This is a genomic window from Kitasatospora sp. NPDC004745 (assembly GCF_042873275.1).
GTDB lineage: Bacteria > Actinomycetota > Actinomycetes > Streptomycetales > Streptomycetaceae > Kitasatospora.
Map to the genome: position 1 here is coordinate 1 of NZ_JBIALK010000035.1, position 26,035 is coordinate 26,035.

General features: G+C 75.4%; 22 protein-coding genes. 11 read left to right on the forward strand and 11 right to left on the reverse strand.

Going from position 1 to position 26,035, the window contains the following annotated elements; all coding sequences use genetic code 11:
- Positions 1-124 precede the first annotated feature (124 nt).
- The 3 genes from ACFYUY_RS35745 to ACFYUY_RS35755 form a co-directional block, all read right to left on the reverse strand.
- Positions 125-1,438 carry a TolB family protein gene (locus ACFYUY_RS35745; protein ID WP_387907120.1) on the reverse strand — a complete coding sequence of 438 codons (1,314 nt, stop codon included), beginning with the start codon at positions 1,436-1,438 and terminating at the stop codon, positions 125-127.
- Between the two features lie 212 nt (positions 1,439-1,650).
- Complete coding sequence (locus tag ACFYUY_RS35750; RefSeq protein WP_360223394.1) at positions 1,651-2,421, reverse strand: lysophospholipid acyltransferase family protein; 771 nt, start codon at positions 2,419-2,421, stop codon at positions 1,651-1,653.
- A gap of 225 nt (positions 2,422-2,646) precedes the next feature.
- Positions 2,647-3,072, reverse strand: coding sequence for a DUF4395 domain-containing protein (locus ACFYUY_RS35755; protein WP_387907123.1), 426 nt, complete (start codon positions 3,070-3,072; stop codon positions 2,647-2,649).
- Positions 3,073-3,303: 231 nt separating this feature from the next.
- On the opposite strand from ACFYUY_RS35755, the gene ACFYUY_RS35760 reads away from it, so the two are divergent.
- The 5 genes from ACFYUY_RS35760 to ACFYUY_RS35780 all read left to right on the forward strand — a co-directional run bounded on the left by ACFYUY_RS35760 (position 3,304) and on the right by ACFYUY_RS35780 (position 8,612).
- Complete coding sequence (locus ACFYUY_RS35760) at positions 3,304-3,690, forward strand: thioredoxin family protein (RefSeq protein ID WP_360223388.1); 387 nt, start codon at positions 3,304-3,306, stop codon at positions 3,688-3,690.
- A 260-nt stretch (positions 3,691-3,950) separates the two neighbouring features.
- On the forward strand, positions 3,951-4,736 hold the full coding sequence (locus ACFYUY_RS35765; RefSeq protein ID WP_387907127.1) for an electron transfer flavoprotein subunit beta/FixA family protein: 786 nt from the start codon (positions 3,951-3,953) through the stop codon (positions 4,734-4,736).
- 45 nt (positions 4,737-4,781) lie between these two features.
- Entirely contained in the window at positions 4,782-5,744 is a 963-nt protein-coding gene (locus ACFYUY_RS35770; protein WP_387907130.1) for an electron transfer flavoprotein subunit alpha/FixB family protein, read from the forward strand.
- A 206-nt stretch (positions 5,745-5,950) separates the two neighbouring features.
- Positions 5,951-7,396, forward strand: coding sequence for an acyl-CoA synthetase (locus ACFYUY_RS35775; RefSeq protein WP_387907133.1), 1,446 nt, complete (start codon positions 5,951-5,953; stop codon positions 7,394-7,396).
- Positions 7,397-7,706: 310 nt separating this feature from the next.
- The gene (locus ACFYUY_RS35780; protein WP_387907136.1) at positions 7,707-8,612 is read left to right on the forward strand and encodes a C40 family peptidase; all 906 of its coding nucleotides are present in this window, start codon (positions 7,707-7,709) and stop codon (positions 8,610-8,612) included.
- A gap of 153 nt (positions 8,613-8,765) precedes the next feature.
- Here the strand turns inward: ACFYUY_RS35780 and ACFYUY_RS35785 are convergent, their stop codons facing one another.
- Positions 8,766-9,788 carry a PfkB family carbohydrate kinase gene (locus ACFYUY_RS35785; protein ID WP_387907139.1) on the reverse strand — a complete coding sequence of 341 codons (1,023 nt, stop codon included), beginning with the start codon at positions 9,786-9,788 and terminating at the stop codon, positions 8,766-8,768.
- 367 nt (positions 9,789-10,155) lie between these two features.
- On the opposite strand from ACFYUY_RS35785, the gene ACFYUY_RS35790 reads away from it, so the two are divergent.
- Complete coding sequence (locus ACFYUY_RS35790; RefSeq protein ID WP_360221619.1) at positions 10,156-11,223, forward strand: NUDIX hydrolase; 1,068 nt, start codon at positions 10,156-10,158, stop codon at positions 11,221-11,223.
- Between the two features lie 153 nt (positions 11,224-11,376).
- A complete protein-coding gene (locus ACFYUY_RS35795; protein ID WP_387907143.1) occupies positions 11,377-12,219 on the forward strand; it encodes a DUF4184 family protein in 843 nt (280 codons plus the stop codon).
- On the opposite strand, the gene ACFYUY_RS35800 is transcribed toward ACFYUY_RS35795, so the two are convergent.
- Positions 12,195-13,559 (reverse strand): dipeptidase, encoded by a 1,365-nt coding sequence (locus ACFYUY_RS35800; protein WP_360221613.1) that lies wholly within the window; start codon positions 13,557-13,559, stop codon positions 12,195-12,197. The two genes, ACFYUY_RS35795 and ACFYUY_RS35800, sit on opposite strands and share 25 nt — an antisense overlap.
- A 499-nt stretch (positions 13,560-14,058) precedes the next feature.
- Here ACFYUY_RS35800 and ACFYUY_RS35805 point away from each other — a divergent pair, with 499 nt between their 5' ends.
- Positions 14,059-15,273 (forward strand): geranylgeranyl reductase family protein, encoded by a 1,215-nt coding sequence (locus ACFYUY_RS35805; RefSeq protein WP_360221610.1) that lies wholly within the window; start codon positions 14,059-14,061, stop codon positions 15,271-15,273.
- Between the two features lie 112 nt (positions 15,274-15,385).
- Here the strand turns inward: ACFYUY_RS35805 and ACFYUY_RS35810 are convergent, their stop codons facing one another.
- Entirely contained in the window at positions 15,386-17,689 is a 2,304-nt protein-coding gene (locus ACFYUY_RS35810) for a glycosyl hydrolase family 18 protein (RefSeq protein WP_360221607.1), read from the reverse strand.
- A 177-nt stretch (positions 17,690-17,866) separates the two neighbouring features.
- Positions 17,867-18,853 (reverse strand): helix-turn-helix domain-containing protein, encoded by a 987-nt coding sequence (locus ACFYUY_RS35815; protein WP_360221604.1) that lies wholly within the window; start codon positions 18,851-18,853, stop codon positions 17,867-17,869.
- A gap of 131 nt (positions 18,854-18,984) precedes the next feature.
- On the opposite strand from ACFYUY_RS35815, the gene ACFYUY_RS35820 reads away from it, so the two are divergent.
- Positions 18,985-20,283, forward strand: a complete 1,299-nt coding sequence (locus ACFYUY_RS35820; RefSeq protein ID WP_387907147.1) for an MFS transporter — start codon at positions 18,985-18,987, stop codon at positions 20,281-20,283.
- Positions 20,284-20,415: 132 nt separating this feature from the next.
- On the opposite strand, the gene ACFYUY_RS35825 is transcribed toward ACFYUY_RS35820, so the two are convergent.
- Both ACFYUY_RS35825 and ACFYUY_RS35830 read right to left on the reverse strand, forming a co-directional pair.
- Complete coding sequence (locus ACFYUY_RS35825) at positions 20,416-20,820, reverse strand: RidA family protein (RefSeq protein WP_387907150.1); 405 nt, start codon at positions 20,818-20,820, stop codon at positions 20,416-20,418.
- Positions 20,821-20,903: 83 nt separating this feature from the next.
- A complete protein-coding gene (locus ACFYUY_RS35830; RefSeq protein ID WP_387907153.1) occupies positions 20,904-21,773 on the reverse strand; it encodes an ATP-grasp domain-containing protein in 870 nt (289 codons plus the stop codon).
- A gap of 177 nt (positions 21,774-21,950) precedes the next feature.
- Here ACFYUY_RS35830 and ACFYUY_RS35835 point away from each other — a divergent pair, with 177 nt between their 5' ends.
- Complete coding sequence (locus ACFYUY_RS35835; protein WP_387907157.1) at positions 21,951-22,724, forward strand: enoyl-CoA hydratase family protein; 774 nt, start codon at positions 21,951-21,953, stop codon at positions 22,722-22,724.
- Positions 22,725-22,778: 54 nt separating this feature from the next.
- On the opposite strand, the gene ACFYUY_RS35840 is transcribed toward ACFYUY_RS35835, so the two are convergent.
- Positions 22,779-23,618: a maleylpyruvate isomerase family mycothiol-dependent enzyme gene (locus ACFYUY_RS35840; RefSeq protein ID WP_387907160.1), complete on the reverse strand. Its 840-nt coding sequence runs from the start codon at positions 23,616-23,618 to the stop codon at positions 22,779-22,781.
- Positions 23,619-23,783: 165 nt separating this feature from the next.
- Between ACFYUY_RS35840 and ACFYUY_RS35845 the strand changes: the two genes are divergently transcribed.
- On the forward strand, positions 23,784-24,539 hold the full coding sequence (locus tag ACFYUY_RS35845) for a DapH/DapD/GlmU-related protein (RefSeq protein ID WP_360221586.1): 756 nt from the start codon (positions 23,784-23,786) through the stop codon (positions 24,537-24,539).
- A 184-nt stretch (positions 24,540-24,723) separates the two neighbouring features.
- Here ACFYUY_RS35845 and ACFYUY_RS35850 read toward each other — a convergent pair whose 3' ends face one another.
- On the reverse strand, positions 24,724-25,932 hold the full coding sequence (locus ACFYUY_RS35850) for a PucR family transcriptional regulator (RefSeq protein WP_387907242.1): 1,209 nt from the start codon (positions 25,930-25,932) through the stop codon (positions 24,724-24,726).
- Between the last annotated feature and the right edge of the window lie 103 nt (positions 25,933-26,035).

Below are 26,035 nucleotides of genomic sequence, written 5' to 3' on the forward strand. Positions count from 1 at the left end.
TACTGCAGGGGGGACCCTGTGGGAGAGTAGGACGCCGCCGAACAATCATTCACGAAGAACCCCCGCCGGGATATCCGGCGGGGGTTCTTTGCGTTTCCCGGAGGATTCCGGGGCCGGGGGAGCCTCACCCGTTGTCGGGCTGCGACTCCTCCTGAGCCTGAGCCGACGGCTGTGCCTGAGCCGACGGCTGCGGCTGGCTCGGTGCCTGCGCCTGGGCCTGGGCCTGCACCTGAGCGGCGTCCTGCTCCTCGGGCCGGGCCGGCACGGCCACCGCTGCGGTGCCCCAGGCCGGCCGGCTGAGCCACACCTCCGCGGTGTTGGTGAGCCGGGTGACGCCGGTGCCGTCCGGTCGCATGCTGTAGAGGTCGGACCCGCCGCCGGACGGTGCCTGGGCGAAGACGATGGACTTGCCGTCGGGCGCGTACGAGGCGGTGCCGTAGGAGACGTTGGACGGGGCGGGGGTGAGCGCCCCGATCGCCGAGCCGTCGGGGTGGACGGTGTAGATGCCGCCGCCGGGGGTGTTGTCGGGGCCGGCCGGGTAGGTGGTGAAGACGATCTGGGTGCCGTCGGGGGACCAGCTGGCGCGGTCACCGGCGCGCAGTTCCCAGGGGGTGAGCTGCCGGAGCCCGGTGCCGTCCGCGCCGACCACGTAGACGGCGCGGCTGTTGGCGGGCTGGCCGGTGGCGCTGGTGCGGTACTCGAAGGTGAGCTGCTTGCCGTCGGGGGACCAGCTGGGGTTGCTGACCTGGCCGGAGTACGGCTTGTCGTTGGTGAGGAAGGTGAGCCGCTGGACGTCGGTGCCGTCCGGGCTCATCAGGTAGAGGTCCGAGTACTGGACCTGGTTGCCGTTGGCCTGGTCGAGGGCGCCCCAGGAGCGGCTGAAGGCGAGCTGCTTGCCGTCCGGCGAGTACGCGGGTGCGCGCTCGTCCTCGTTGGCGCAGTCGGCGGTGCCGCTCTCGCAGAGCTGGCCGATCTGGTGGGCGCCCTCGCCGCTGGCCGCGACCGTCCAGAGCCGGGCGGTGCCGCTCTGCGGGTCGGTCCGGTCGAAGGAGATGACGGCGCCGTCCGGAGACCAGTCGGGGCGGTCGTCGCGGGCGCGCTCCGGCGGCTGGGTGACCTGGTGAGGGGCGGTTCCGTCAGGGGCCAGGGTGACGATTGCGGTGGTGGTGCGGGTGGCGTCGACGAAGGCGCGGCCGACGATCAGACCGTTGTGGGCGGTGACCGCGGGTGCTTCCGCGGCGGCGCCCACCACGCCGGGGGTGGCCGGGGCGGTCGGTTCGGGGGTGGCGGCGGGGGTGTCCGCCTGGATCTCGGAGAGCGGGATGTCTCCGGGTTCGGCCCCGCATCCGGTGAGCAGGGTGCCCAGCAGCAGAAGGCCCGCACCGGCGGTTGCGCGGGTGCGGGCCTTGGGGGTGGGCGACTGTCGTGTGCCGGCCATCCGTGTCATCTCCGTCTCCGACCTTCCGGCCGCTCCGACGTTCGCTCCGTCGCCGATTCAGGACGAGGGCCCCAGAAGGGAGCTGTCACTGTGTCAGACGGAGGGCGCCGATGGCCGAGCGACACGCGACACTGCGCGCACGCTCCGCCACACGGAGTAGGAAGTCGGTCGGAGGGGAGGCGGTGGAGGGAGGGCCGTGGAGCGGAGGGCGGTCAGCCCCGGGCGGCTCGGCGCTCGGCCTTGGCCGCCGCCTCCGCCTCGTCCTCGGCCTCGGCGACCTCCAGGGTGGGCGCGGTGCCGTCGAGGTGCGTGGGCAGCCACCAGGTGTCGTCCGGTCCTGAGGGCTTGCCGGGGTACTCGCGCTGGGCCTGGTCGAGCATCTCCGCCATGGCGGCGCGCAGGCGTCTGGTGACCATCACGGGCTTGTCGTTCGGCCCGAGGTGAATCGGTTCGCCGATCATGATGGTGACCGGGACATGGCGCTTGGTCAGGGTCTTCGGGCGGCCCTTGGTCCAGAGCTGCTGGGTGCCCCAGAGGATCACGGGCAGCAGGGGGGTGCCGGAGTCGGCGGCCATGCGGGCGGCGCCGGTCTTGAACTTCTTCAGCATGAACGAACGGCTGATGGTCGCCTCGGGGAACACCCCGACGACCTCGCCGGCCCGGAGCGCGCGCACGGCGGCCTCGTAGGCGGGCTGGCCGTCGGTGCGGTCGACGGGGATGTGCTTCATCCCGCGCATCAGCGGACCGGAGACCGCGTGCTTGAAGACGTCGTCCTTGGCCATGAAGCGGGTCTTGCGCTTGCCTCCGCGGTAGGCGCCCAGGCCGGCGAAGAGGAAGTCCAGGTAGCTGATGTGATTGCTGACGAGCACGGCACCGCCGTCGGCGGGGATGTGCTCGGCACCCACGATCCTGATCCGCACGTCGAGCGCGCGGAAGGCGGTGAGTGCGGCGCCGATCACCGGCGGGTACACGAACTCTGCCACGGTCAGTCCTGACTTCCACGGGCCGGGGCCCGGTACGACGGTACCCGCGCCGTCGGGAGGGGGCCGACCGGAGCGCGGCACGCCGCGGCGGTCACGGGTGATTCACGGAGATGATCCCCCGAACGAGTGCCTGCTGTCACCTGAGGCGTCCGGTCAAGCGGATTTTCGCGGTGTGATCTCCGTGATGAGAACGGACGGGAACTTTTCCCGTCCCGGGCGGCCCGGTCAGGCCCCGGCGCCGAGCCGGCCCTGGGCCCGGCGGACCAGCGGGTAGATCTCGGAGCCGGGACAGTAGCCGAACGCGGCGTTGAGGAAGGCCGCGACGAGGGCGAAGGCGGTGGTCAGCACGCCGAGCCAGACCACCCCGGTGAGGTAGCCGAGCGTGCCGACGGCGGCGAAGACGAGGCCGACGCCCTGGGCGAACCGGGGCGGCCGCTCGTCCTCGGTCTCGGACGGCGGATCCAGCCGGGGGAGCAGCACCGTCCGGAACAGCCAGCCGTAAGGGGAGAGCCGCGGGCCGCCGATCGCGCCGGCGGCGAAGACGAGCCCCTGGGCGGCGAGCAGGACGGGGCTGCCGGTGATCAGGGAGGCGGCCAGGACGACGAAGGTGAGGGCGGCGGCGAAACGGGGACCGCGGGGGTCTATCTGCACGGGGGCTCCGGGAGGGTCGCGACGGGCGGCGGCGGGGCGCGTCAGCGACAGCGGGTGGTGGTGGCCCGGCCCAGGTCGACGACGCGGCGGGAGGTCGGCAGCGGTGGGGCGGCGCGGTCGGAGTCCACCCGCCGATCGTACGCGCGCCCCGCGGGGCGGTCGACCTCCTTTCCGGACCCCGGGGGCGCTGGCGCAGACTGGGGGGCGACGGGATCGGTGAGGTGCGTCGTCGTGCCGACGGCGGCGACCGGGTCCGGCCTGCTGAGGGCCGGGAGCGACGGGAGTGTGCGGGTGCGGACCGGGGACGGGGCGGTACGGCTGTCGGAGGCGGAGCTCGGCGGGGCGCTCGGGGAACGGGCGACGCTGGTGCAGTTCTCGACGGCGTTCTGCCAGCCCTGCCGGGCCACCCGCCGGGTCCTCGCGGAGGTGGCCGGCATGGTCGACGGGGTGGTGCACGTCGAGCTCGACGCCGAGGACCGCTTGGAACTGGTCCGTCGGCTGGAGGTCCTGCGCACGCCGACCGTCCTGGTGCTGGACGCGGACGGGCGGGTGGTGCGCCGGGCCGCGGGGCTGCCGCGCAAGGCGGACGTGATCGCGGCGCTCGGCCGGGCGGTGTGAGGGGCGGAGCGAATCCGGTCGCGGATGTGCCGCCCCGTCGGGTGGTGTCAGGGGTGGGCTGGGGCAGGATGGGCGCAGGCGGAAGTGCAGCCGTCCGGCCTAAGCTACTGGCCAGTAGTGACCACTGAGCTACTGGCGAGTATGCTGCCAGAGAGTTCCGGACCGGCACGGGAACACGCTGCCCGGAGCGGGTGCGTGCCAAGTTCGCACCCGCTTGCACAGCCGCAGCCGCCGGACGAGACCAGTACAGGAGACAGGCCGTGAGCTTGAGGATCGTTGTCTGCGTGAAGCACGTGCCGGACGCGACGGGTGACCGTCGGTTCTCGGACGACCACACCACCGACCGGGAGGGCGTGGACGGCCTGCTGTCGGAGCTGGACGAGTACGGCGTGGAGCAGGCGCTGCGGATCGCGGAGGCGAACGAGGGCGCCGAGGTGACGGTGCTGACGGTCGGGCCGGACGACGCGAAGGACGCGCTGCGCAAGGCGCTGTCGATGGGTGCGGACAAGGCCGTGCACGTGAACGACGACGACATCCACGGCACGGACGTGATCGGGACGTCGGCGATCCTGGCGAAGGCGCTGGAGCAGGTCGGTTTCGACCTGGTGATCGGTGGCATGGCGTCGACGGACGGCACGATGGGTGTGCTGCCGGCGCTGCTGGCGGAGCGTCTGGGTGTGCCGCAGGTGACGCTGCTGTCCGAGGTGTCGGTCGAGGGCGGTGTGGTGCGCGGGCGTCGTGACGGTGACGCGGCGACCGAGCTGGTCGAGGCGGCGCTGCCGGCGGTGGTCTCGGTGACGGACCAGTCGGGTGAGGCCCGTTACCCGTCGTTCAAGGGGATCATGGCGGCGAAGAAGAAGCCGGTGCAGTCGCTGGACCTGGACGACCTGGGGATCGAGGCGGACGAGGTCGGTCTGGCGGGTTCGTGGACGGCGGTCGAGTCGGTGGCGGCGCGTCCGGCGCGCAGCGCGGGCACCGTCGTCAAGGACGAGGGCGAGGGCGGCAAGGCGCTCGCCGGCTTCCTCGCCGACCAGAAGTTCATCTAGTCCCACCCGTTCGCGCATCCAACGATCGATCAGGAGCAACGAATCATGGCTGAGATCCTGGTTCTGGTGGACCACGCCGACGGTGTGGTCCGCAAGCCGGCCCTCGAACTGCTGACCCTGGCCCGCCGGATCGGCGAGCCGTCCGCGGTCGTGCTGGGCGCCGGCGGCGCCGCGGCCGACATCGCCGCCAAGGCCGCCGAGTTCGGCGCCGCGAAGGTGTACGTCGCCGACGGCGCCGAGTTCACCGACCAGCTGGTCGTCCCCAAGGTGGACGCCCTGGCCCAGATCGCCAAGGCCAACGGCGTCGCCGCCGTCCTGGTCACCTCCTCCGGCGAGGGCAAGGAGGTCGCCGCTCGCGTCGCGCTGCGGCTGGGCTCCGGCATCATCACCGACGCCGTCGACCTGGAGGCCGGCGACGGCGGTCCGGTCGCCACCCAGTCGGTGTTCGCCGCGTCCTTCCAGGTGAAGTCGAAGGTCACCAAGGGCGCCCCGGTCATCACCGTCAAGCCGAACGCGGTGGCCCCCGAGGCCGCCGCGGCCGCCGGTGCGGTGGAGAACGTGTCGGTGGAGTTCACCGGCAACGCCGCCAAGGTCACCTCGCGCACCCCGCGCGTCTCCTCCGGCCGTCCGGAACTGACGGAGGCCGCGATCGTCGTCTCCGGCGGCCGCGGTGTCGGCGAGGCCTCGGGCTTCGGCGTGGTCGAGGAGCTCGCGGACGCGCTGGGCGCGGCCGTCGGCGCCTCCCGTGCCGCGGTCGACGCCGGCTGGTACCCGCACAGCAACCAGGTCGGCCAGACCGGCAAGCAGGTCTCGCCGCAGCTGTACATCGCGGCGGGCATCTCCGGTGCGATCCAGCACCGGGCCGGCATGCAGACCTCGAAGACCATCGTGGCCGTCAACAAGGACCCCGAGGCCCCGATCTTCGAGCTGGTCGACTACGGCGTGGTCGGCGACCTCTTCGCCGTGCTGCCGCAGCTCACCGCCGAGGTGAAGGCCCGCAAGGGCTGATCCCCGCGGGGAGGACTGGAGGGCGTGGCGCCGGGTGCTCGGTGCCACGCCCTCCGTCGTGCGCGGCGCGGCCCGGTGCACGCGCGGCGAAGCGCCGGGTGCGCCGCGGGCCCGGCGGCCGCGGACCGTAGAGTCGGCGCGAGACCGCGGGACGACGGCGCGGAGCGGCCGCGCCGGGACGAGGACGAGGGCGAGGGGACGGAAGCATGGCACTGCTGACCGCACTTCAGGGCGGCTTCGGGGACGCGGCCGACGCGCTGCGGATCGACGGGCGGGCGCTGTCCCGGGAGGAGCTGCTGGGCGCGGCGTCCGCCGTCGCCGACCGGGTGGCCGGCGCCCCCGCGCTCGCCGTGCTGGCCCGGCCCACCGCCGAGACGGTGGTGGCCGTGGTCGGCGGCCTGTTGGCGGGCGTGCCCGTGGTGCCGCTGCCGCCCGACTCCGGGCCGAAGGAGCGCGAGCACATCCTGCGCGACTCGGGCGCGGCGCTGCTCGCGCACGCCGTGGGCGAGGAGGTCGACGGCGTGGCGGACGCGGCGGCGGGCCGCGGGGGCGTGGAGCTCCTGCCGGTGGACCCCGCGGAGCGGTCCACCGCCCGCCACGCCGAACCCCCCGCGGACGCCACCGGCTTCGTCCTCTACACCTCGGGCACCACCGGGGCTCCCAAGGGGGCCGTGATCCCCCGCGCGGCGATCGCCGCCGACCTGGACGCGCTCGCCGCCGCCTGGCAGTGGACCGCCGACGACACGCTCGTGCACGGTCTGCCGCTGTTCCACGTGCACGGCCTGCTGCTGGGGGTGCTCGGCGCACTGCGCACCGGCAGCCGGCTCGTGCACACCGGGCGGCCCACCCCGGCCGGGTACGCCGCCGCGGGCGGCAGCCTCTACTTCGGCGTGCCGACCGTCTGGTCCCGGCTGGCGGGCGATCCGGAGGCGGCGGCCCGGCTCTCCGGGGCCCGGCTGCTGGTCTCCGGCAGCGCGCCGCTGCCGGTGCCGGTGTTCGAGAAGCTGGCGGCGCTGACCGGGCACGCCCCGATCGAGCGGTACGGGATGACCGAGTCGCTGATCACCGTCAGCACCCGGGCGGACGGCGAGCGCCGGCCCGGCAGCGTCGGCCTGCCGCTGGACGGGGTCCGCACCCGGCTGGTCGGCGAGGACGGCGCGCCCGTGCCCAGGGACGGGGAGAGCGTCGGGGAACTGCAGGTCGCCGGCCCGACGCTGTTCAGCGGCTACCTCAACCGGCTCGACGCGGACGCCGAGGCCTGGACGCCCGACGGCTGGTTCCGCACCGGCGACGTCGCCGTGATCGGGGAGGACGGCTTCCACCGGATCGTCGGCCGCGCCTCCGTCGACCTGATCAAGAGCGGCGGCTACCGGATCGGCGCCGGAGAGGTGGAGGCCGCACTGCGCGACCACCCGGCGGTCGCCGACGCGGCGGTGGTCGGCGCGCCGGACGAGGACCTCGGGCAGGCGATCGTCGCGTTCGTCATCCCGGACGGCGCCGTGACGGGTGACCAGCTGACGGCCTTCGTGGCGGAGCGGCTCTCGGCGCACAAGCGCCCCCGCCGGGTCGTGCTGGTGCCCGAACTGCCCAGGAACGCCTTGGGGAAGGTGCTGAAGAAGCAGCTGCTCGCGCAGGCCGCCGGACGCGACTGAGGGGGCGTCGGACGGCGTCCGATGACGGGTGTTCACCCTGATGCACCGTCGGTGCTCACCCGCCGTGAACCCTTCCATTGGCGCACTCCACTGCGCGCTGTGAGCGGACGCGTGCCTAACGTGACACGCAGGCAGAACTGAATCCCTGGGCGACATGCCGCGGCTTCCGGTCGCACGGCCGGAGGCCGCGGCATGTCGGACGGGGACTGCCGGTCGGTGCGTGCCTCGCCGGGACGCACCGCGTGTCCGCAGCCGTTTCCGCAGCCGCCCCCGTGGCGGCGGGTTCGCAGCAGTGAAGGAAGTCAGCAGGATGAGCTCCGTCAACACCGGCGCGCCGGGTGCCGCCGACGAACCGACCGGGCAGCGCACCGCCGCCGCCACCGCCGACCAGCGGGCCGCCGCCCGCCCCGCCCGTCCGGCCCGCGCGTCGCGGGTCCGCCGGGGGATAGGCATGGTGGCCGTGATCGCGGCCGGTGCGGGCGTGATCGGCCTCGGCACCAGCGTGAGCCCCGCGGCCGCCGAGCCGGCACCGGCGCACGCCGGCTGGGACGGCTCGCGGTACTGGTTCAAGAACAGCCAGGGGCAGTGGCGCTGGACCTCGCACTACGACGTGTACGCGGCGCGCACGGGCGGCGGCTCCTCGTCGGCGGCGAAGTCCACCGGGTCCGGCGGGATCAAGCAGGGCTGGGACGGGTCGCGGTACTGGTTCAAGAACAGCAAGGGCGAGTGGCGCTGGACCACCCACTACGACATCTACCTGGCGCGGACCGGGGGCGGGTCGGCCTCGTCCTCCTCGTCCTCGCCGAGTGCGTCGGGCTCGGTGGGGTCCTCCTCCGACGCGGTGGCGGGCGACCGGGACGTCGAGGACGCGGTGCAGTTCGCCCTCGCGCAGCTGGGCAAGCCCTTCGTGACCGCGGGCAACGGGCCGAACGGCTACGACTGCTCCGGCCTGGTGCAGCAGTCCTTCCGGCGCGGCGGCATCGACCTGCCGCGGGTGGCCAACGACCAGTACGCGGCCACCACGCCGGTCAAGGCGAGCCAGTTGCGCCGGGGCGACCTGCTCTTCTGGTCCCCCGACGGGACGGCGCGGGGCATCCAGCACGTGGCGATCTACCTGGGCGACAACCAGTACGTCGAGGCGGCCCGGCCGGGGACGACGATCCGGATCTCGGGGATCAGCAGCGGCTACTACCCGGCGTTCATGGGGCGGCCGTAGCTCCGGCGGCCCGGTGAGGGGCAGGGGTGCCCGGGCGTTCGCGGCCCGGGTGCCCCTGGCGCGTCCTGGTCCGGGTCACTCCCGGGGCGCTGCTCGGCGCTGCGGGGGTCACCGCTGCGGCGGGTGGTGGCCGGTGGGGCTGTCGTCGGTGGGTCAGAGGTCGGTGGCTCCTGGGGCGGTGGGGCCGAGATCGGCGGGGCGGGGTAGGGCACCGCGGGCGCCGAGGGCGGTGACGGCGAACGCCCCGGCGGCCACGGCCGCGGCGGCGGCTTCGGGCAGGGCCGTTCCGCGGGCGAGTCCGGCGGCGAGGGCGCCGCAGAAGACGTCGCCGGCACCCGTCGTGTCGACGACCCGGACGGCGGGTGCGGGCAGCCGGGTCAGCCGCCCGTCCGCGGCGACCAGTGCGCCGTCGGCGCCCAGGGTGAGCACGGCGCCGGCGACCCGGCCGCTCCGTGCCGCCGCGCTGCCCGTGCCGTCCGTGCTGCCCGTGCCGTCCGTGCCGCCTCGGCCGTCCCGACCGGGACGGTGGCCCGTACCGGCGAGGATCCGGGCGGCCTCCTCGACGGTCGGGGCGCCGGTGAGCTGGCGGGCCTCGACGGCGTTGGCGACGATCAGGGGCCGGCGCCCGGCGGGGCCGGTGTCGGGCAGCGCGCCGGCGGGCGCGGCGTTGTGCACCCAGCGGGTGTCGGTCCCGGCGAGCGCGGCCGCCGTCGCCCGGATGCACTCCGCGGGGACCTCGCCGCTGGTGAGGACCACGTCGAGGGGGCGCGGGCGGAGCGCGGCGAGCGCGGCGGTGACCTCGGCGGCGGTCAGGTGGGCGTTGGCGCCCGGGACGACGACGATGCTGTTCTCGCCGCCCGGGTCGACCATGACGATCGCCTCGCCGGTGGGCGCGTCGGGGTGCGTGAGCACGGCGCCCGTCTCGACCTCCGCGCCCTGCAGATCGGCCAGCGCCGCCCGGCCGTCGGCGTCCCCGCCGACCTTGGCCACCAGGTGCGTCGCGGCCCCCATCCGGGCCGCCGCGACGGCCTGGTTCGCCCCCTTGCCGCCGAACCCCCGGGTGGCGTCGGCGGCGAGGACGGTCTCGCCGGGGGCGGGCAGCACGGGGCAGCGGAGGATGCGGTCGGTGTTGACGGAGCCGATGACGACGACGCGGCCGACGGGAAGCAGCTTCATCGTCCCTCTGTACGTGCCGGGGCGTGCGCGGCGCAAGACGGCACCCCGGGCGTGCCCAGGCGGCGCGGGACGGCGGCCCGGGCGCGCGTGGCCGGCGCAGGAGGGCGCCCCGGGCGCGCGGGCGGGGCGCGCGGCGGCCGTGTGCCGTCCCTCCTGGGGCCGGACGGACTGGGGTGGCTGGGCGGATGGCCGCTCGCCCGGGCACATGCCGCCGTCAAGGGGGCGGACCGGGGCGGACACGGCGGGCGCGCGGGGGAGGCATGGGGAGCGGCGTGGCGCGGGTACCACCACGGGTGGCGCTGGTTCGGCCGACGGGGGCGCTGCCCGGTGCGAACGGCATCGGGGCAAGTCGAGGGCAGGGGACGTTGTGATCGTCTGGGTCAATGGCACATTCGGGGCGGGCAAGACGAGTGCCTGCCGAGAGCTGGTGGAACTGCTGCCCGGGAGCGTGCTCTTCGATCCCGAGCTGGTGGGCTTCGGCCTGCGGCGGATGCTCCCGGCCGACCGGCTGGCGACGGTGTCCGACTTCCAGGACCTGGCGGCGTGGCGCCGGCTCGTCCCCGAGACGGCGGCCGCGCTGCTCGGCGAGGTCGCGGGCCCGCTGGTGGTCCCGATGACCCTGCTCAGAGAGGACTACCGGGACGAGATCTTCGGTGACCTCGCCTCGAACGGCATCGCGGTGCACCATTTCGTCCTGGACCCAGAAGAAACGATCCTGCGCGACCGCATCGCCCGTCGCGACGAGTGCCCGGACGATCCGCAGGCCAGCGAGCGGGTCCGCACCTGGTGCCTGGAGCACGTGGCCCGGTACCGGGCCGCCCGGCGCTGGCTGGTCGAGGACGCCCGGATGCTCGACACCAGCGAACTCACCCCGCGCGAGACCGCGCACCGGATCGCCGAGCTGGTCCGGGTCGGTGCCGCGCGCTGCCCGATCGTCCAGACCCCGGACCCGACCGGGGACACCGTGGCCTCCGCCGTGCTGCTCTTCGACGAGCAGGACCGCGTCCTCCTGGTCGACCCGGTCTACAAGCCCGACTGGGACTTCCCCGGAGGCGTGGTCGAACGCGGCGAGGCCCCCACCGACGCCGCCCTGCGCGAGACCGCGGAGGAGCTCGGTCTGCGGCTGGACCCGTCCGTCCTGCGCCTGCTCGCCGTCGACTGGGAGCCGCGCACCGGACCGCGCCGCGGCGGTCTGCGCCTGATGTACGACGGCGGCCAGCTCGACTCCGCCGCCCGCCAGAGCCTGCTGCTCCAGCCGGAGGAGCTGCGCGGCTGGCGCTTCGTCACCCTGGCCGAGGCCGCCGACCTGCTGCCCCCGAGCCGCTGCCGCCGCCTCGCCGCCGCCCTGGACGCCCGCCGCAGCGGTGAGCTGCGCTACCTGGAGGCCGGCCGCCGGGTGGCCCTCGGCCTGACCAGCACGGCGGACGCGGCGTAGCGCGGGCCCGACGGTCCACGCCGGGCCGGGACCTGTGTTCACACCCGCGTCCGCGGGGCGACGCCGGACGGCCCGGGGGCCGTCGGACGCGGCGTGGTGGCCCACGACCGGGGGCGTTGGCCGGCGGCCGGGCGCGGGCGGGAGGATGGGGGCATGCCGTTCACACTGAGCCACCCCGCCGCCGTCCTGCCCCTGCTGCGCGCCGCCGGGCAGCGCGGGCCGCTGGTGGCCTCGGCCCTGGTCGCCGGGTCGATGGCGCCCGACGTGCCGTTCTTCGCCGAGTCGCTGCTTCCCGGGGTGTACCGGCACGGCGGTCTGACGCACAGCTGGTGGGCCGTGCCCACGCTGGACGTGGCGATCGCCGGGGTGCTGGTGGCCGGCTGGCACGGGCTGCTGCGCGCCCCGCTGGTCGCTCTGCTCCCCGACCGGTGGGCGCGCGCGGCCGAGGCGCTGACGGTGCGGCGGCCCGGCGCTGACGGGGCGGGCGCGGCCTGGTTCGCCGCGTCGGCGGCGATCGGCGCCGCCACCCACGTCGGCTGGGACGCCTTCACCCACGAGGGCCGACTGGGCGTGCGGCTGTTGCCGGAGCTGAACCGCCAGGTGGCCGGTGTCCCGCTCTACTCCGCGCTGCAGTACGGCAGTTCGGCCCTCGCGCTGGCCGCGATGGCCGGCTGGGCGGCGCGTGCGGTGCGGGCGGTCGAGCCGGTGCGCCCGGCCGTCGCGCTCGCGCCCCGGACCCGCCGGACCGCCGTCGCGGCGCTCGGCGCGGCGACGGCGGTCGGGGTGCTGCACCGGCTCGCCCCGCTGCGGCGCAACCTCGTCCCGGAGGTCTGCTTCGGTGCCGGCGCCGGGCTCGCCGTGGGCGCGCTCGGCTACGCGGCGGTGACCGCCGCCGCCCGCCGGCTCAGCGGCGGGCGGCCGGGCGGGCCCGGTGGCCGGGGCGGCGGCCCCGGCTCCCGCAGCGGCGCGCGTCAGACGGAGCGCAGCTCGGCGTAACGGCGCAGGAACAGGGCCTCGGTGAGGGCCATCCGCTCCAGCTCCAGCGGGTCGACGCTCTCGTTGACCGCGTGGATCTGGGTGGTCGGCTCCTCCACGCCGATGAGCACGATCTCGGCCTGCGGGTACAGCGAGCGCAGCGTGTTGCAGAGCGGGATCGAGCCGCCCTCGCCGGAGGCGACCATCGCGGTGCCGAAGGCCTCCGCCATCGCCTCGCCCATCGCCTCGTACGCGGGGCCGGTGGTGTCCGCGGTGAACGGGGAGCCGTTGCCCTGGCGCTCGATGGTCACCCGGGCACCCAGCGGCACCTGCGCCTCCAGGTGGGCGACCAGCGCCTCCTGGGCGGCGTCGGCGTCGCTGCCCGGGGCGACGCGCAGGCTGACCAGCGCCTTGGCGGCCGCCTGCACCGAGGAGGTGGCGCCGATCACCGGCGGGGCGTCGATGCCGAGGACGGTGACGGACGGCCGCGCCCAGAGGCGGTCGGCGATCGTGCCCGTGCCGGTCAGGGCGACCCCGTCGAGGACCCTGGCGTCCGAGCGGAACTGCTCCTCCGCGTACTGGACGCCGGTCCAGGTCTGGTCGGTGGTCAGGCCGGCCACCGCGACGTCGCCGTGCTCGTCGTGCAGCGAGGCGAGCATCCGCACCAGCACCTGCAGTGCGTCCGGGGCGGCGCCGCCGAAGGCTCCGGAGTGCAGGTTGCCGGCCAGCGTGCTGACGGCGACCTCGACGACGGTCATGCCGCGCAGCGAGGCGGTCACGGTGGGCAGGCCGGGGGCGAAGTTGCCGGTGTCGCCGATGATGATGGCGTCGGCGGCGAGCAGCTCGGGGTGGGCCTCGGCGTAGCGCTCCAGACCGCCGGTGCCCTGCTCCTCCGAACCCTCGACGATGACCTTCAGGCCGACCGGGTAGCCGTCGCCGTACACCCGGCGCAGCGCCCGCAGGGCGGTCAGGTGCATCAGGATGTTGCCCTTGCAGTCCGCGGCGCCGCGCCCGTACCAGCGGCCGTCCCGCTCGGTCAGCTCGAACGCGGGGCTGAGCCAGGCGTCCTCGTCGAGCGGCGGCTGGACGTCGTAGTGCGAGTAGAGCAGGACGGTCGGCGCGCCCTCGGGGCCGGGCAGCTCGCCGTAGACGGACTGGGTGCCGTCCGGGGTGTCCAGCAGCCGGATGCCGGTCAGGCCCTCGGCGGCGAAGGCGTCGGCGACCCAGCGGGCGGCCTTCTCGCACTCCTCGACGGGGAACTGGCGCGGGTCGGCGACCGAGGGGAACGCGACCAGTTCGGCGAGGTCGGTGCGGGCACGGTCCATCAGGGACCGGACGGCGTCGACCAGGGGCTGTGACATTCGGGGACTCCGTGGGGGCGGCTCCGGCCGCGGGGTGCCGCGGACGGAGGGGAGTGGTTGGGGTACCGCCGATCATAGGCGGAGTCGGGCGGGGCGGTCTGGTGGACGGGCTCGGCGGGGTGGCCCGGCGCGCGGGCCGGTCCGCCGGTTCCGCGGGGCCCCGGAGGCGTGCTGCGCGGCCCGGCCCGGAGTTCGGGGCGGCGCGGCCACCGGCGGGCCCGGCGGACGCATAGGATTGCTCGTCGTGACTGACTCCGGAAGCTCCGATTCCCGTAGCCCGCTCGACACCGGGTCCTCGCCGCTCGACGCCGAGGTGTCCGGGCAGCCGTCAGGTCAGCCCTCGGGCGAGGCGTCAGGACCGGCGCCCCAGGCGGCGCCCGATGCGGCCGGTGCGGCCGACCGGACGAGAGCCGGGGGGAGAGCCGACGCGGCGCCTGACGCGAAGCCCGCCGTGCCGTCCGAGGAGAGGCCCGACGCGACGCCCGCCGGTGAGCCCGCCGTGACGGCCGAGCCGCGCGACGGGCGGCCGCAGTCCGACGCCCTGGAGGGCGTCTGGGACGTCGTGGTGGTCGGTGCCGGGCCGGCCGGGGCCTCGGCCGCGCACGCCGCCGCCGTCCAGGGCCGCCGGGTGCTGCTCCTCGACAAGGCCGAGCACCCCCGCTACAAGACCTGTGGCGGTGGCATCATCGGCCCGTCCCGGGACAGCCTGCCGCCGGACTTCCGGCTGCCCCTGCAGGACCGGGTGCACGCCGTCACCTTCGCGTACCAGGGCCGGTTCACCCGGACGCGTCGTTCCCAGCGGATGCTCTTCGGCCTGGTGAACCGGGACGAGTTCGACCTGCGCCTGGTGCAGGCGGCCAAGCAGGCCGGGGCGGTGCTGGTCACCGGAGTGACCGTCACCGGTGTCGAGCAGCGGGGCGGAGAGCACCGGACGGCGCTGGTGACGGCCGCCGACGGGCGGAGCTTCGAGGCGCGCGCCGTGGTCGGCGCGGACGGCAGCGCGAGCCGGATCGCCCGGCACGTCGGCGTCACCTTCGACCAGATCGACCTCGGCCTGGAGGCGGAGATCCCGGTGCCGCCGCAGGTCGCCGCGGACTGGTCCGGCCGGATCCACCTCGACTGGGGCCCGCTGCCCGGCAGTTACGGCTGGGTGTTCCCCAAGACGGAGTCGAGCAGTCTGACCGTCGGCGTCATCTCGGCGCGCGGTGACGGCGAGCGGACCAAGCAGTACCTCGCCGACTACATCCGGCGGCTGGGGCTGTCCGGCTTCACCCCGACCGTCGAGTCCGGCCACCTGACCCGCTGCCGGGCCGAGGACTCGCCGCTCTCCCGCGGCCGGGTGCTGGTCGCGGGCGACGCGGCCGGCCTGCTGGAGCCGTGGACCCGCGAGGGCATCTCGTACGCGCTGCGCTCGGGCCGGCTGGCCGGCGAGTGGGCGGTGAAGGTCGCCGAGGCGGGCAACGCCGCGTCGGTGCGGCGCGAGGCGCTGAACTACGCGTTCGCCGTCAAGGCCGGGCTGGGCGTGGAGATGCGGGCCGGCAAGCAGCTGCTGGCGGCGTTCGAGCGGCGGCCGTACCTGTTCCACGCGGCGGTCTGCCTGGTGCCGCCGGCCTGGCGGGCCTTCGCCCGGACCACCCAGGGGCACACCACCTTCGCCCAGGTGCTGCGGCAGTACCGCGCCGCGCGGAAGCTGTCGGCGCTGGCCTCGCGGTAGCGGCGGACCCGGGGCCGGTGCCCCTCCCCGCGGGGAGGGGCACCGGCCTCTCGGGTGGCACGGGCCCTTCGGTGGCACGGGCCCTTCGGTGTCACCGGCCTTTCGGACCGGGCTACTTGAGACCGGCGTCGAGGGCGCCGATGAGCGTGCCGGACGGGGTGTCGCCGGACATCTCCCAGATCATTCCGCCGAGCAGGTTCTTCGACTTGAGGTAGGCCGCCTTCTGGCCGATCGACCAGGCGTCGTCGAAGCTCCACCACTGCCCGCCGGCTCCCGTGTAGCCGTACGTCGAGACCGACTTGGGATCGTGGTAGACGGTGAGCCCGGGCACTCCGGTGAGCAGGTTCTGGTAGCCGCGGGTACCGGCCTCCTCCGCGAACTGGCCGGGGGCGGCACCGTTCGCGGACTGCCAGACGCCCTTGGCGCCGCCGTCCGCCACGCCCTGCCAGCCGCGCCCGTAGAACGGGAAGCCGATGGTGAGCTTGCGCGGGTTGACCCCGGCGTCCAGGTACGTCCGGACCGCCGCGTCCACGCTGAAGTGGGTGGTGTACGGGTCGTTCGGGTCGGTGTAGAGGTTGGCCTGGTGGCCGGTGCGGCCGGGTTCCCAGGAGTTGTCGCTGCCGGAGCCGTGGAAGTCGTACCCCTGGACGTTGGCGATGTCCAGCGAGCCGAAGATCTTCGTCAGGTCCCATCCCGCGGCGACCTTCGCCGGGTCGGCCGGGGTGAAGGCGGTGAGCAGCTTGTGCGAGCCGCCCAGCGCGTCCAGCTGCTTGCGGAACTCGGCCAGCAGCAGGGTCAGGTTGCCCTTGTCGGCGGCGCTCCAGTGGTTGCCGGCGTGGCCGTCGCCGGAGCCGGGCCACTCCCAGTCGAGGTCGATGCCGTCGAAGATCCCGGCCGCGACGCCGTCGCCGCCGGCGCCGTTGTAGACCGGCAGGTTGCCCTTGATCCAGGTGTCGACGCAGGACTTGACGAACTTCTGGCGGGAGGCGTCGGTGGCGGCGGCGTCCGAGAAGTACTTGGAGTACGTCCAGCCGCCGAGCGAGACGACCACCTTGAGGTTCGGGTACTTGGCCTTGAGCTTCTTCAACTGGTTGAGGTTGCCGCGGAGTTTGCCCCAGCCGTCGTCGGCCACGCCGTCCACCGACTGGGCGGCGCTCATCGGGCGGGCGTAGTCGGCGTCGGCGTCACCGGCGCCGGTGCCCTGGTCCGGGTCCTGCGGGTTGGCGGTGGTGCCCTTGGTGACGCCCGCCAGGCAGGTCAGGTTGACCGGATCGATGTTCTCGAAGGCGTAGTTGACGACGTCCAGCTTGGCCGCGCTGCCCGAGGTGTCGAGGTTCTTGACGAAGTACTGGCGGCCGTAGATGCCCCACTGCACGAAGTAGCCGACCCTGGCGTACTTTCCCGCGCCGACCAGGTCCGAGGTGGTCACGGTGAGCGGTGCGGAGGCCGGCGAGGCGTTGTCGGCGGGGTCGCGGGCCTTGACGGTGAACGTGTAGGCGGTGGACGGCGAGAGGCTGCCGACGGTCGCGGTCAGCGTGCCGCCGCCGACCGTCGCCACCGGCGTGCCGCCCTGGTAGACGTCGTACGCGGCGACCCGGACGTTGTCGGTCGCGGCGTTCCAGGCGAGCGTGACGTCCGTCGAACCGACCGCCGTGGAGCGCAGGGCGGTCGGCGCCGTGGGCGGGGTCGGATCGCTCGACGGGTCGAAGGTCGCGGCGGTGACGGCGGTGCTGAGCGGGCCGGTGTTGCCGCGGGCGTCCTTGGCGCGGACGGTCAGGGTGTAGCTGGTGGCCGGGGTGAGGCCGGTGAGCAGGGCGCTCGTGGTCGTGCTCGAACCGAGCACGGTGGTGCCGCTCAGCACGTCGTAGGAGGCGACCGGGAAGTCCCCGCCGGTGGCGGCCGCCCAGGACAGGGCGAGCGTGTGCGCGGTGCTGGAGGTGACCGCCGGTGCGCCGGGGGCGGACGGCGGGACGTCGGCGCTGCCGTCGCACTTGTCGCCGTTGACGCGGCAGTTGGCCGGCGCGGCGACGGGCCCGGTGCCGACGAACCAGAAGCTGTACGGCTCGGTGGTGCCGTGGGCGTTGACGGTGGCGTTGTAGAAGGCGTTGGTCGCGGTGACGTGCCGGCCGTTGACGGTGGCGGTGCCGTTGTAGCTGTTGCCGATGGAGACTCCGGCCGGCAGGTCGAACTCCAGGGTCCAGCCGGTGACGGCGGTGGCGTTGTCGTTGTGGACGATGTAGGTGCCCTGCCACCAGGAGCCGTTGTCGGCGGTGGTGAAGGTGGCGGTGAGCTTTCCGGCGGCGTGCGCCGGGGCGGCCAGCGCGGTGATCGCGGCGACCGGGAGGAGCAGGGCGGAGAGCAGTGCCAGCAGTCTGCTGCGCACGCGCGGGCGCCCGGCCCGGGATCGAGCGGACATGGTTCTCCCTGTGACTGTGGGGGTTGGACAGGGTGACGCAGAACCGCGGGTGTGGTGCGTGTGCGATGGGTGCCCGCGCCGTGGGGTGACGCGGCATGGGGCACTGTAGGAGGACTGGACCAATGCGTCAACAGGTCTGTACCACTGGTGAGTTGGGGTGCAGGGTGGCGGGCCGGGTCACCGGTTCGCCCCCGTCAGCTCGTCCCCGAGCGCGCTGCGCCGGTACAGCACCGAGCGGCCGTGGCGTGCCCGGGTGACCAGCCCGGTGGCGGCCAGGACGGACAGGTGCTGGCTGACCGCACCCGGGGTGACCCCGAGCCGGTAGGCGAGGTCGGTGGTGGAGGCGGGCTCGGCGAGCAGGGTCAGCAGCCGGGCCTTCGGCGCGCCGATCAGCGCCTCCAGGGCCTGCGGCGGGACCGGGGCGCCGGCGCCGTCCATGCCCGCCTGCCCCCGGGCCGGGTAGCTGATCTGCGGCGCACGGTCGTTGCTGATCATGGTGATGGCGCCGCGGGCGAAGAAGGTCGGGATGAGCACGAGGCCGCGCCCGTCCACTGCCGTCTCGCCGTCCCAGTCCGTCCAGCGACGGTTGATCGACAGGACGCCGTCCTCCCAGTGCAGCCGGTGGTCCAGGTCGGCGAAGAGCGCCGCCGCGCCGTACTGCGAGAGCAGCCGGGCCCGGTAGACGAGGTCGGCGTCCAGGACGCTACGGGCCTGCGGCCACCAGTGCGGGGCCAGGCAGACCTCCCAGTACTCCTCCAGTGCGTCGGCGATCCGCGCCAGCAGCCGGGCCGGGTCGGCCAGTCCGGCGGCCAGCCGGGCGGGCAGGGGGCGTCCGTGCGGCAGGAAGGTCTGTTCGAGTTCGGTGCGCAGCTGCTCCGGCGGCAGCCCGCGGACGGCCGCCAGCTCGGTGCGGAAGTCGGCGGCGGGGGCCTCCGGGCGGGGCGTCAGGAAGTCCGGGATCCAGCGGTTCCCGCCGACGAGGGAGAGCAGCAGCGCGGAGTCCAGCCGCTCGAAGACGGGCCGGAGGCGTTCGAAGGCCCGGCTCTGCAGGGGGTAGACGCCGGGGTGGGTCCACATCCGCAGGCTGAGGGAGGCCTCCTGGATCGGGGACACCGCGAACCAGGTGGTGGCGAGGTCGGCCAGGCCGAGCCGGAAACGGTGCACGGGAGCTTTCCTGCGGCGCTCGACGACGAGGATTCAGCCAGAGCCTAAAGGATTGTCCGCAGCGCCCCGGTAGGCGGTGTGATCAGGGCATGACCTCCTCACCTGCGGAGACTTCCGCACCTCCGCTCGCCATGCCTGGAAACGCGGGAGACCCGGACGCCGGGAACGGCCTGCCGGGGGCCGTCCGGCGGCGCCTGCACCCCGACCCGATGGTCCGTCGGCTGGCCGGGGCCACGTTGGTCAACACCGTCGGCAACGGACTCTCGCTGTCCGTCGCGGTGCTCTTCTTCACCCGGGTGCTCGGTCTGAGCGCCGCCCAGCTCGGGCTCGGGATGACCGCCGCGGGACTGTGCGGGGTGGCGGCCAGCGTGCCGGCCGGGCGGGCGGCCGACCGGTGGGGCGCCCGGCCGGTGCTGGTGGTGCTGGTGGTGGCGGAGGCGGTCGGCACCGCCGGGTACGCGCTGGTGCACAGCTACCCGGCCTTCGTCGCGCTGGCCTGCGGGGTCGCGGCCGTCGACCGCGGGTCCGCCGCGGTGCGCAACGCCCTGTACGCCGAGGTGCTGCCGCCCGAGCGCCGGGTCGCGGGCCGGGCCTACCTGCGGGTGGTGACCAACATCGGCATCTGCCTGGGCACGGCCGTCGGCGCGGTCGCGCTCCAGGTGGACACCCGGCCCGTCTACCTGGCGGCGATCCTCGCCGACGCCGCCTCCTTCGCGGTCGTCGCCGTGCTGTTCCACCGCCTGCCCGCCCACGAGCGCCCGGCGCCGACCGCACCGCAGGCCGGTGGCGGGGAGCCGGACGGGCGGCGGGCGCGGCGGCGCAACCCGGCGCTGCGGGACGGCCCCTTTCTGGTGGTCACGGTGCTGAACTCGGTGCTCTGCCTGCAGTTCGCCGTCCTCGAGGTCGGCGTGCCGCTGTGGATCGTCCAGGACACCGAGGCGCCGCGCATCACCGTCGCGGGCACCCTGATCGTCAACACCCTGCTGGTGGTCGCCCTGCAGGTGCGGGCCACCCGGGGGACGGAGGACCGGGCGACGGCGGCCCGGCTCTGCGGCCGGGCGGGACTGCTGCTCGCCGCCTCCTGCCTGGTGATCGCGCTGGCGCACGGCCTGCCCGCGGTCGTCGCGGCCCTGGTGGTGCTCGGCGGAGTGGCGCTGCAGTCGCTCGGCGAGGTCCTCGGCCAGGCGGGCGGCTGGGCGCTCAGCTACGACCTCGCGGGGGAGCGCGACCACGGCGCCTACCAGGGCGTCTACAACGCCGGGACGGCGGCCGCGATGATGGCGGGCCCGGCGCTGGTCACCACGGCGGTGATCGGGTTCGGCCCGGTCGGCTGGGCGGTCCTGGGCGGGGTGCTGGCGGCGGCGGGCCTGGCGATGGGCCCCGCCGTCCGGTGGGCCGGGCGGCGGGGCGGGTCCGTCCTGCCGGTGTGACGGCGGCGTGACGGACGGCGTGACGGCTGCTGTGGCGGCTGCTGTGACGGCGCGGCGGATGTGGGCCCGAGCCGCGGCGCCGGGGCCCGAGCAGTGCGGGGCCCGGGGGAGCCGGCCGACGGGGGTGGTCGGCTACTCCGGGACGACCGCCATGGCCTCGATCTCGATCAGCACCTCGGGCAGGAACAGCGCCGAGACCTGCATCGCGGAGGAGGCCGGCGGGAGCACGGCGCCGAGGTACTCGTCACGGGCCTCGCGGATGGCGGCGAGGTGGCCGATATCGGTCATGAAGTAGGTGAACTTGACGACGTCGGAGAAGTCGGCCCCGGCGGCGGCCAGGCAGCGGCGCAGGTTCTCGAAGATCTGGCGCGCCTGCGCCTTGGGGTCGCCGGCGCCGACCAGGTTCCGGTGCTCGTCGAAGGCCACCTGGCCGGAGACCAGGACCAGCCGGCCGGTTCCGGTGACGACCTGGGTGTAGCCCGTCCCGGGGGCGACTCCGGGCGGCTCGACGATGTGGGTGAGATGCGAGGTGGTCATGGCGACCATCCTGTCCGAGCGGGTGACCGGGCCGCACCCGGGTTTCGCGGTCCTGCGCTCGGTCCTCGGCGCGGTCCCCAGCCCTAGCGGACGACCTCGGGCAGCTCGCGCAGGAACGGCCGGTCGGAGCCGGGGAGTCGTGCGGCCGGGCCGCCGGCACGGAGCACCACGTCGAGGACGCCCTCCGGGTCGGCGGCGTAACCCCCGCTGGCCCACGCCGCGTTGGCCTCGACCACGGCCCAGCGGCCGTCGTCCGTGAGCCCGACGTCCACCACCACGGCGCTCGGCAGCGCGGCGCCCGGCCCGGACGCCGCCAGGACCTCGGCGGTGAAGGCGAGGGCGTCGGCCGCCTCGGCGGCGTCCACCTCGGCATCGGCCGCCCCGCTGCCGGCCGCCCAGCTGCCGTTCGCCCCGCTGTCGTTCGTCGTGCCGAGCGGTGCGACGGACAGGTCGCCGTCCACCGCGTAGCGCGAGGCGGCTCGTACCGTGCCGTCCAGGACGAACAGCCGGTACTCGCTGCGGAACCGCACCACCTCGCTGACCAGGACCGGAGTGTCCCCGTCCAGCAGCTCGGGGCCCGGCAGCGCGCCGCCGTCCGGGTAGACCCGGGCGGCGAACAGCTTGTCCGCGGGCGGCTTGACGAATGCCCGGCGGCGCAGGCGCCGCGCCTCGGCCAGGGTGGTGCAGGCCACCTGCCGGCCGGTCAGGGCGTGCGGCAGACGGGCCAGCCAGTCCGCCGACGGCTCCAGGAGCGCCAGGTCGAGCTCGCGCCCGACCGCGTCCGCGAACAGCGGCCCGCCGTACACGTGCACGGCCGAGCCGAGCAGCTCCGGCGGCGCCTGCCAGGCCTGCGCGACGGCCGCGCGCAGGCCGCGGCGGCCGGCGGCGGTGCGCAGCTGGAGCCCCGTCTCGTTGATGCGCGGGGCGAGCAGGAGCACGGTGTCGGTGGTCATGGCGGCGATGCTGCCGTGCGCGTGGTGGTCGCCACCACCGGTTTTCCGCCGGGATCCGGCGCAGGGTGGCTCTGGCCGAGGGGCGGGTGGGCGTGCCAGAGTCGTCCGGGCGTCGCCCGGGCACCCCGGGCGGCGCGGCAGTCCGACCCACCCTCAGCCGGAAGGCAGGCCCCGCCGATGACCAGCGCAGAGCCCCTCGTCCGCGTCACCACCGCCGACGCCGTCACCACGATCACCCTCGACTCGCCGCACAACCGCAACGCGCTCTCCACCCGCCTGATGGCCGGACTGCGCGCCGGACTGGCGGCCGCCGCGGCCGACCCGGAGGTCCGGGCCGTGGTGCTCGGCCACACCGGCAAGGTGTTCTGCGCGGGCGCGGACCTGTCCGAGGCGACCGGGGCGGACCCGACGGTCGGCCCGAGGGGCCTGGTCGAGCTGCAGCGGGCGATCGTCGACTGCACCAAGCCGGTGATCGCCGTCATCGACGGCCACGTCCGGGCGGGCGGTCTGGGCCTGGTCGGTGCGGCGGACCTCGCCGTCGCCGGCCCGACCGCGACCTTCGCGTTCACCGAGGTCCGGCTCGGCCTCGCGCCCGCCGTGATCTCGCTGCCGCTGCGCCCCAAGCTGGACCCGCGTGCCGCCTCCCGCTACTACCTCACCGGCGAGGTCTTCGACGCCGCCGAGGCCGCCCGGATCGGCCTGATCACCCGCGCCACCGAGTCCGCCGAGGACACCGGGGTCGCGCTGAAGGGCCTGCTGGACGCGCTGCGCCAGGGCTCCCCGCAGGGGCTGGCGGAGTCGAAGCGGCTGGCCAACGCCGAGGTGGTGCGTTCCTTCGAGCGGGACGCGGACGAACTGGTGGAGCTGTCGGCTCGGCTGTTCGGCTCGGAGGAGGCGCAGGAGGGGATGCGGGCGTTCCTGGAGAAGCGGCCCGCGCGCTGGGTTCGCTGACGGGCGGGGCGGACGGCCTCCGGGCCGGGGGTCGGCCCCCGGCCCGGGGAGCCGTCAGCTCCAGCCGATGGCCGCCGCGTCCCGCCACAGGCCGAGCAGCGTCTCGTCGCCGGAGAGCTCGACCTTCGCCACGGGCCCGGTCTCGGCCCAGGATCCGGCCCCGGTCACGGCCCCGGCCCCGGTCACGGCTCCGGTTCGGGCGGGACCGACCGGCAGCCGGTTCCACAGCAACAGGTACAGGTCGCGGGCGGGGCCGCTCAGGGTCAGGTCGGCCGGTTCGGGGGCGTCGCCCAGGGTGACGCCGAGCGGCTCCCGGGTGATCGTCAGGTGCCAGGAGCCGGGGCCGTCGGTCGCCCGGACCCGGATGGTGCGCGGCTGGTCGCTGCGCAGCCTGCTCCCGCTGCGGGCCATGAAGCCGCGGAGCAGTTCGTCGATGCCGTCGAGGGCGAAGGCGGCGTCCACCCGGGGCCCCTCGACGCCGGCCGCCGCGTCGGCGTCGAAGCGGTGGACGGCGGTCTCGTGGGCCTGGCGCCGGGCCCAGAACGCCAGCGGGCTGGGGGCCGGCAGGAAGGCCCAGCAGTCGAGGTCGGCCGGGGCCCGGGTGAGTGCGTCGACCAGCGCGGCGTGGCCCTCGCGGAACCAGTCGACCAGGTCGGCGTCGGACGGTGCCGGGCCGGTGGCGGCCCGTTCGCCCGCCTCGTCCAGCGGGGCGCGCAGGCCGCGGGACGGGTAGGCGGCGGCCCAGCGGTGGACGTGGCCGACGTGTCGCACCAGGTCGCCGAGGCGCCAGTCCGGGCAGGTGGGGACGGGCGCGGACGGGTCGGTCCGGGCGGCGGCGTCGGCGAGCAGGGTGCCCTCGCGGTGCAGCACGGACACGTGTTCGATGATCTCCATGGGGGGAGTGTTCCACCGGAGCCCGCCGTGGGCCGCGGATTTCGGACAGACCGTCGGCGCGGGTCGGCCCGGTCGGGTGCGCCGCAGGTCACGGTGGGCGCGGGGGCGGTGTGATGTTGGCCGCCCGGAGTCGGGGCGCACCCTACGGGCCGGTAACGTGATCGCATGCCGATAACCCGTTCGCTCCTCTCCGCCGTCCGGTCCGGCGGCCGCCGTGCCGCCGGCCGACTCGTCCACCGGGGCTGGCGCTGGGTGCAGCGGACCGGTGCGGTCACCAACCGGAGCCCCGGCCCGTACCGCTTCGGCGAGTTGGGGGACGGCACGACGCTGGCGTTCCCGCTCGGTGCGGTGTTCAACGAGCAGTGGATCACCATCGGCCCGTTCTCGATCATCGGCGAGCGGGTCACCATCAGCGCGGGCTTCCTGCCGGGCCTGGACCTCGGGCCCGAGCCGATCGTCCGGATCGGCGGCGGCTGCGTGATCGGCCGGGACAGCCACATCGTCGGCCACCAGTCGATCGTCCTCGGCGACGACGTCTGGACCGGTCCCGGTGTCTACATCTCCGACCAGGCGCACGAGTACCGGGCCACCGACCTGCCGATCGGCAAGCAGTGGCCGCGCAACGAGCCGGTGGAGATCGGCGCCGGGAGCTGGATCGGCACCGGCGCGGTGATCCTGCCGGGCGCCCGGATCGGCCGCAACGTGGTGGTCGCCGCGGGCGCCGTGGTGCGCGGTGACGTCCCCGACCACAGCGTGGTGGCCGGGGCCCCGGCCAAGGTGGTCCGGCGCTGGACCGCGGAGGACGGCTGGCAGCCGCCGCTGCGCCACGACGCGCCCCAGCCGGTGCCGGACGGCGTGACCGCCGAGCAGCTGCGCGCGCTGGTGGGCTGGGACCTGCGGCTGCCGGGGGAGCAGCCGTAGGGCCGGTGGTCCGGCCCGCCCGCTGTGCCCGGCCCGCGCGCCGTCTCCTGCGCGCCTGCTGTGTCCGGCCCGCCCGCTGGGCCCGGGTGGGTGTGGGGCCGACTGCCGGTGCCGGGGTCCGGCCGACTGTCGGTGTCGGGAGTCCGGCCGAGGCCCGGCCCGTCGTGCCCGGGCGGGCGGCCGACTACCCCGTGTGCGCCGCCCGTTCGGCGGTCCGGGCGGCGATGGCGGCGGTGATCCGCAGGACGTCGGCCGGGCGGGCGGGGTCGAGGCCGGTGAGGGCGGCGATCCGGCGCAGCCGGTAGTCGACGGTGTTCGGGTGCAGGTGCAGGGTGGTCGCGGTGTGCCGGCGGTTGAGCCCGCCCGCCAGGTGGGTGCGCAGCGTGGTGAGCAACTCGCCGCCGTCGGTGAGCGGTTCGAGCAGGGCGGCGAGCCGGGCGCGCGCCCGGCTGGGCCGGGTGAGCTGGTACTCGAGCAGGACGTCGTCGAGCCGGTGGAGCCCGGGCGGGCGGCCGAACGCACGGGCGACGTCCAGGACTTCGTAGGCGAGGGCGGCCGCGTCGGGCACCTCGGCGGGCGCGGCGGCGGCCGCACCGGCCAGAACGGGTGCGCCCGCGGCCCGGGCCGCGGCGGCGACGGTGGCGGCGAGGTGCGGCCAGGGCCCGGCTTCGGGGGCCGGGCCGTCGTCGGTCGCTCTCCCGGCCGTCGGTGGGGCCTGGTCCGGGCCGATCGGGACGAGGACCAGGCCGCCCGAGGAGGTGAGCGCGGACAGCGCCGACTGCCGGGTGTGGTGGCCGAGTTCGGCCGTGAGCCGGCGGAGTTTGCGGCGGGCGGCGACGGCCGGTTCGACGCCGGGGGTGTGCTCGTCGGGGTGGTCGGAGACGGAGAGGCAGAGGACGGCGTAGCGCGGTGGGAGGCGCAGTCCGGCCCGGGCGGCGGCCTCTTCGGCGGGGCTGCCGGCGAGCAGCGCCGTGAGCAGGGCCTGTCGGGCCGCGCCGCGCGGGTCGCCGGCCGGCCGGTGTTCGTCGAGGTAGCCGGCGCCGGCCGCGGTGGTGGCCTGGCGGAGCTGGTCCAGCAGCAGCCGGTTGAGGACGAGCAGGTCGGCGGCGTCGTCGGCGCGCGCGTGCCGGGTGGCGAACTCCCAGCAGACCTCCAGCCCGAGGTGGTGGGCGAGCAGGACGGCGTCCAGCGGCAGGCCCTCCTCGGCGCGCCGGGTGGCGGCCTCCCGCACGGCGGTGAACTCCTCGTCGGGGGCGGGTAGTCCGGTGCGGACGGCGTGGGCGAGGGCGCGGATCCGGCGCTCGGTGTCGCGGGTGAGTTCGCCGGTGAGCTGCTCCCGGGGCAGGCGGCGGTAGACGGGCACCCGGTCCAGCAGGGCGGCGACCACGGCCACGGCCAACTCGCGTACTCCGCCGAGGAGTCGCTGGTCGGCCGGGCGGCCGCCGATCACCGGCACGCGCCAGCCGGGGGCCTGGCCGCCCGTCCGCCCCGTGGTC

Coding starts and splice junctions, on each gene's coding strand:
- ACFYUY_RS35745 (WP_387907120.1), bottom strand. CDS start 1,438: ATGGCCGGCACACGACAGTCGCCCACCCCCAAGGCCCGCACCCGCGCA.
- ACFYUY_RS35770 (WP_387907130.1), top strand. CDS start 4,782: ATGGCTGAGATCCTGGTTCTGGTGGACCACGCCGACGGTGTGGTCCGC.
- ACFYUY_RS35775 (WP_387907133.1), top strand. CDS start 5,951: ATGGCACTGCTGACCGCACTTCAGGGCGGCTTCGGGGACGCGGCCGAC.
- ACFYUY_RS35780 (WP_387907136.1), top strand. CDS start 7,707: ATGAGCTCCGTCAACACCGGCGCGCCGGGTGCCGCCGACGAACCGACC.
- ACFYUY_RS35785 (WP_387907139.1), bottom strand. CDS start 9,788: ATGAAGCTGCTTCCCGTCGGCCGCGTCGTCGTCATCGGCTCCGTCAAC.
- ACFYUY_RS35795 (WP_387907143.1), top strand. CDS start 11,377: ATGCCGTTCACACTGAGCCACCCCGCCGCCGTCCTGCCCCTGCTGCGC.
- ACFYUY_RS35800 (WP_360221613.1), bottom strand. CDS start 13,559: ATGTCACAGCCCCTGGTCGACGCCGTCCGGTCCCTGATGGACCGTGCC.
- ACFYUY_RS35810 (WP_360221607.1), bottom strand. CDS start 17,689: ATGTCCGCTCGATCCCGGGCCGGGCGCCCGCGCGTGCGCAGCAGACTG.
- ACFYUY_RS35820 (WP_387907147.1), top strand. CDS start 18,985: ATGCCTGGAAACGCGGGAGACCCGGACGCCGGGAACGGCCTGCCGGGG.
- ACFYUY_RS35825 (WP_387907150.1), bottom strand. CDS start 20,820: ATGACCACCTCGCATCTCACCCACATCGTCGAGCCGCCCGGAGTCGCC.
- ACFYUY_RS35830 (WP_387907153.1), bottom strand. CDS start 21,773: ATGACCACCGACACCGTGCTCCTGCTCGCCCCGCGCATCAACGAGACG.
- ACFYUY_RS35835 (WP_387907157.1), top strand. CDS start 21,951: ATGACCAGCGCAGAGCCCCTCGTCCGCGTCACCACCGCCGACGCCGTC.
- ACFYUY_RS35840 (WP_387907160.1), bottom strand. CDS start 23,618: ATGGAGATCATCGAACACGTGTCCGTGCTGCACCGCGAGGGCACCCTG.
- ACFYUY_RS35845 (WP_360221586.1), top strand. CDS start 23,784: ATGCCGATAACCCGTTCGCTCCTCTCCGCCGTCCGGTCCGGCGGCCGC.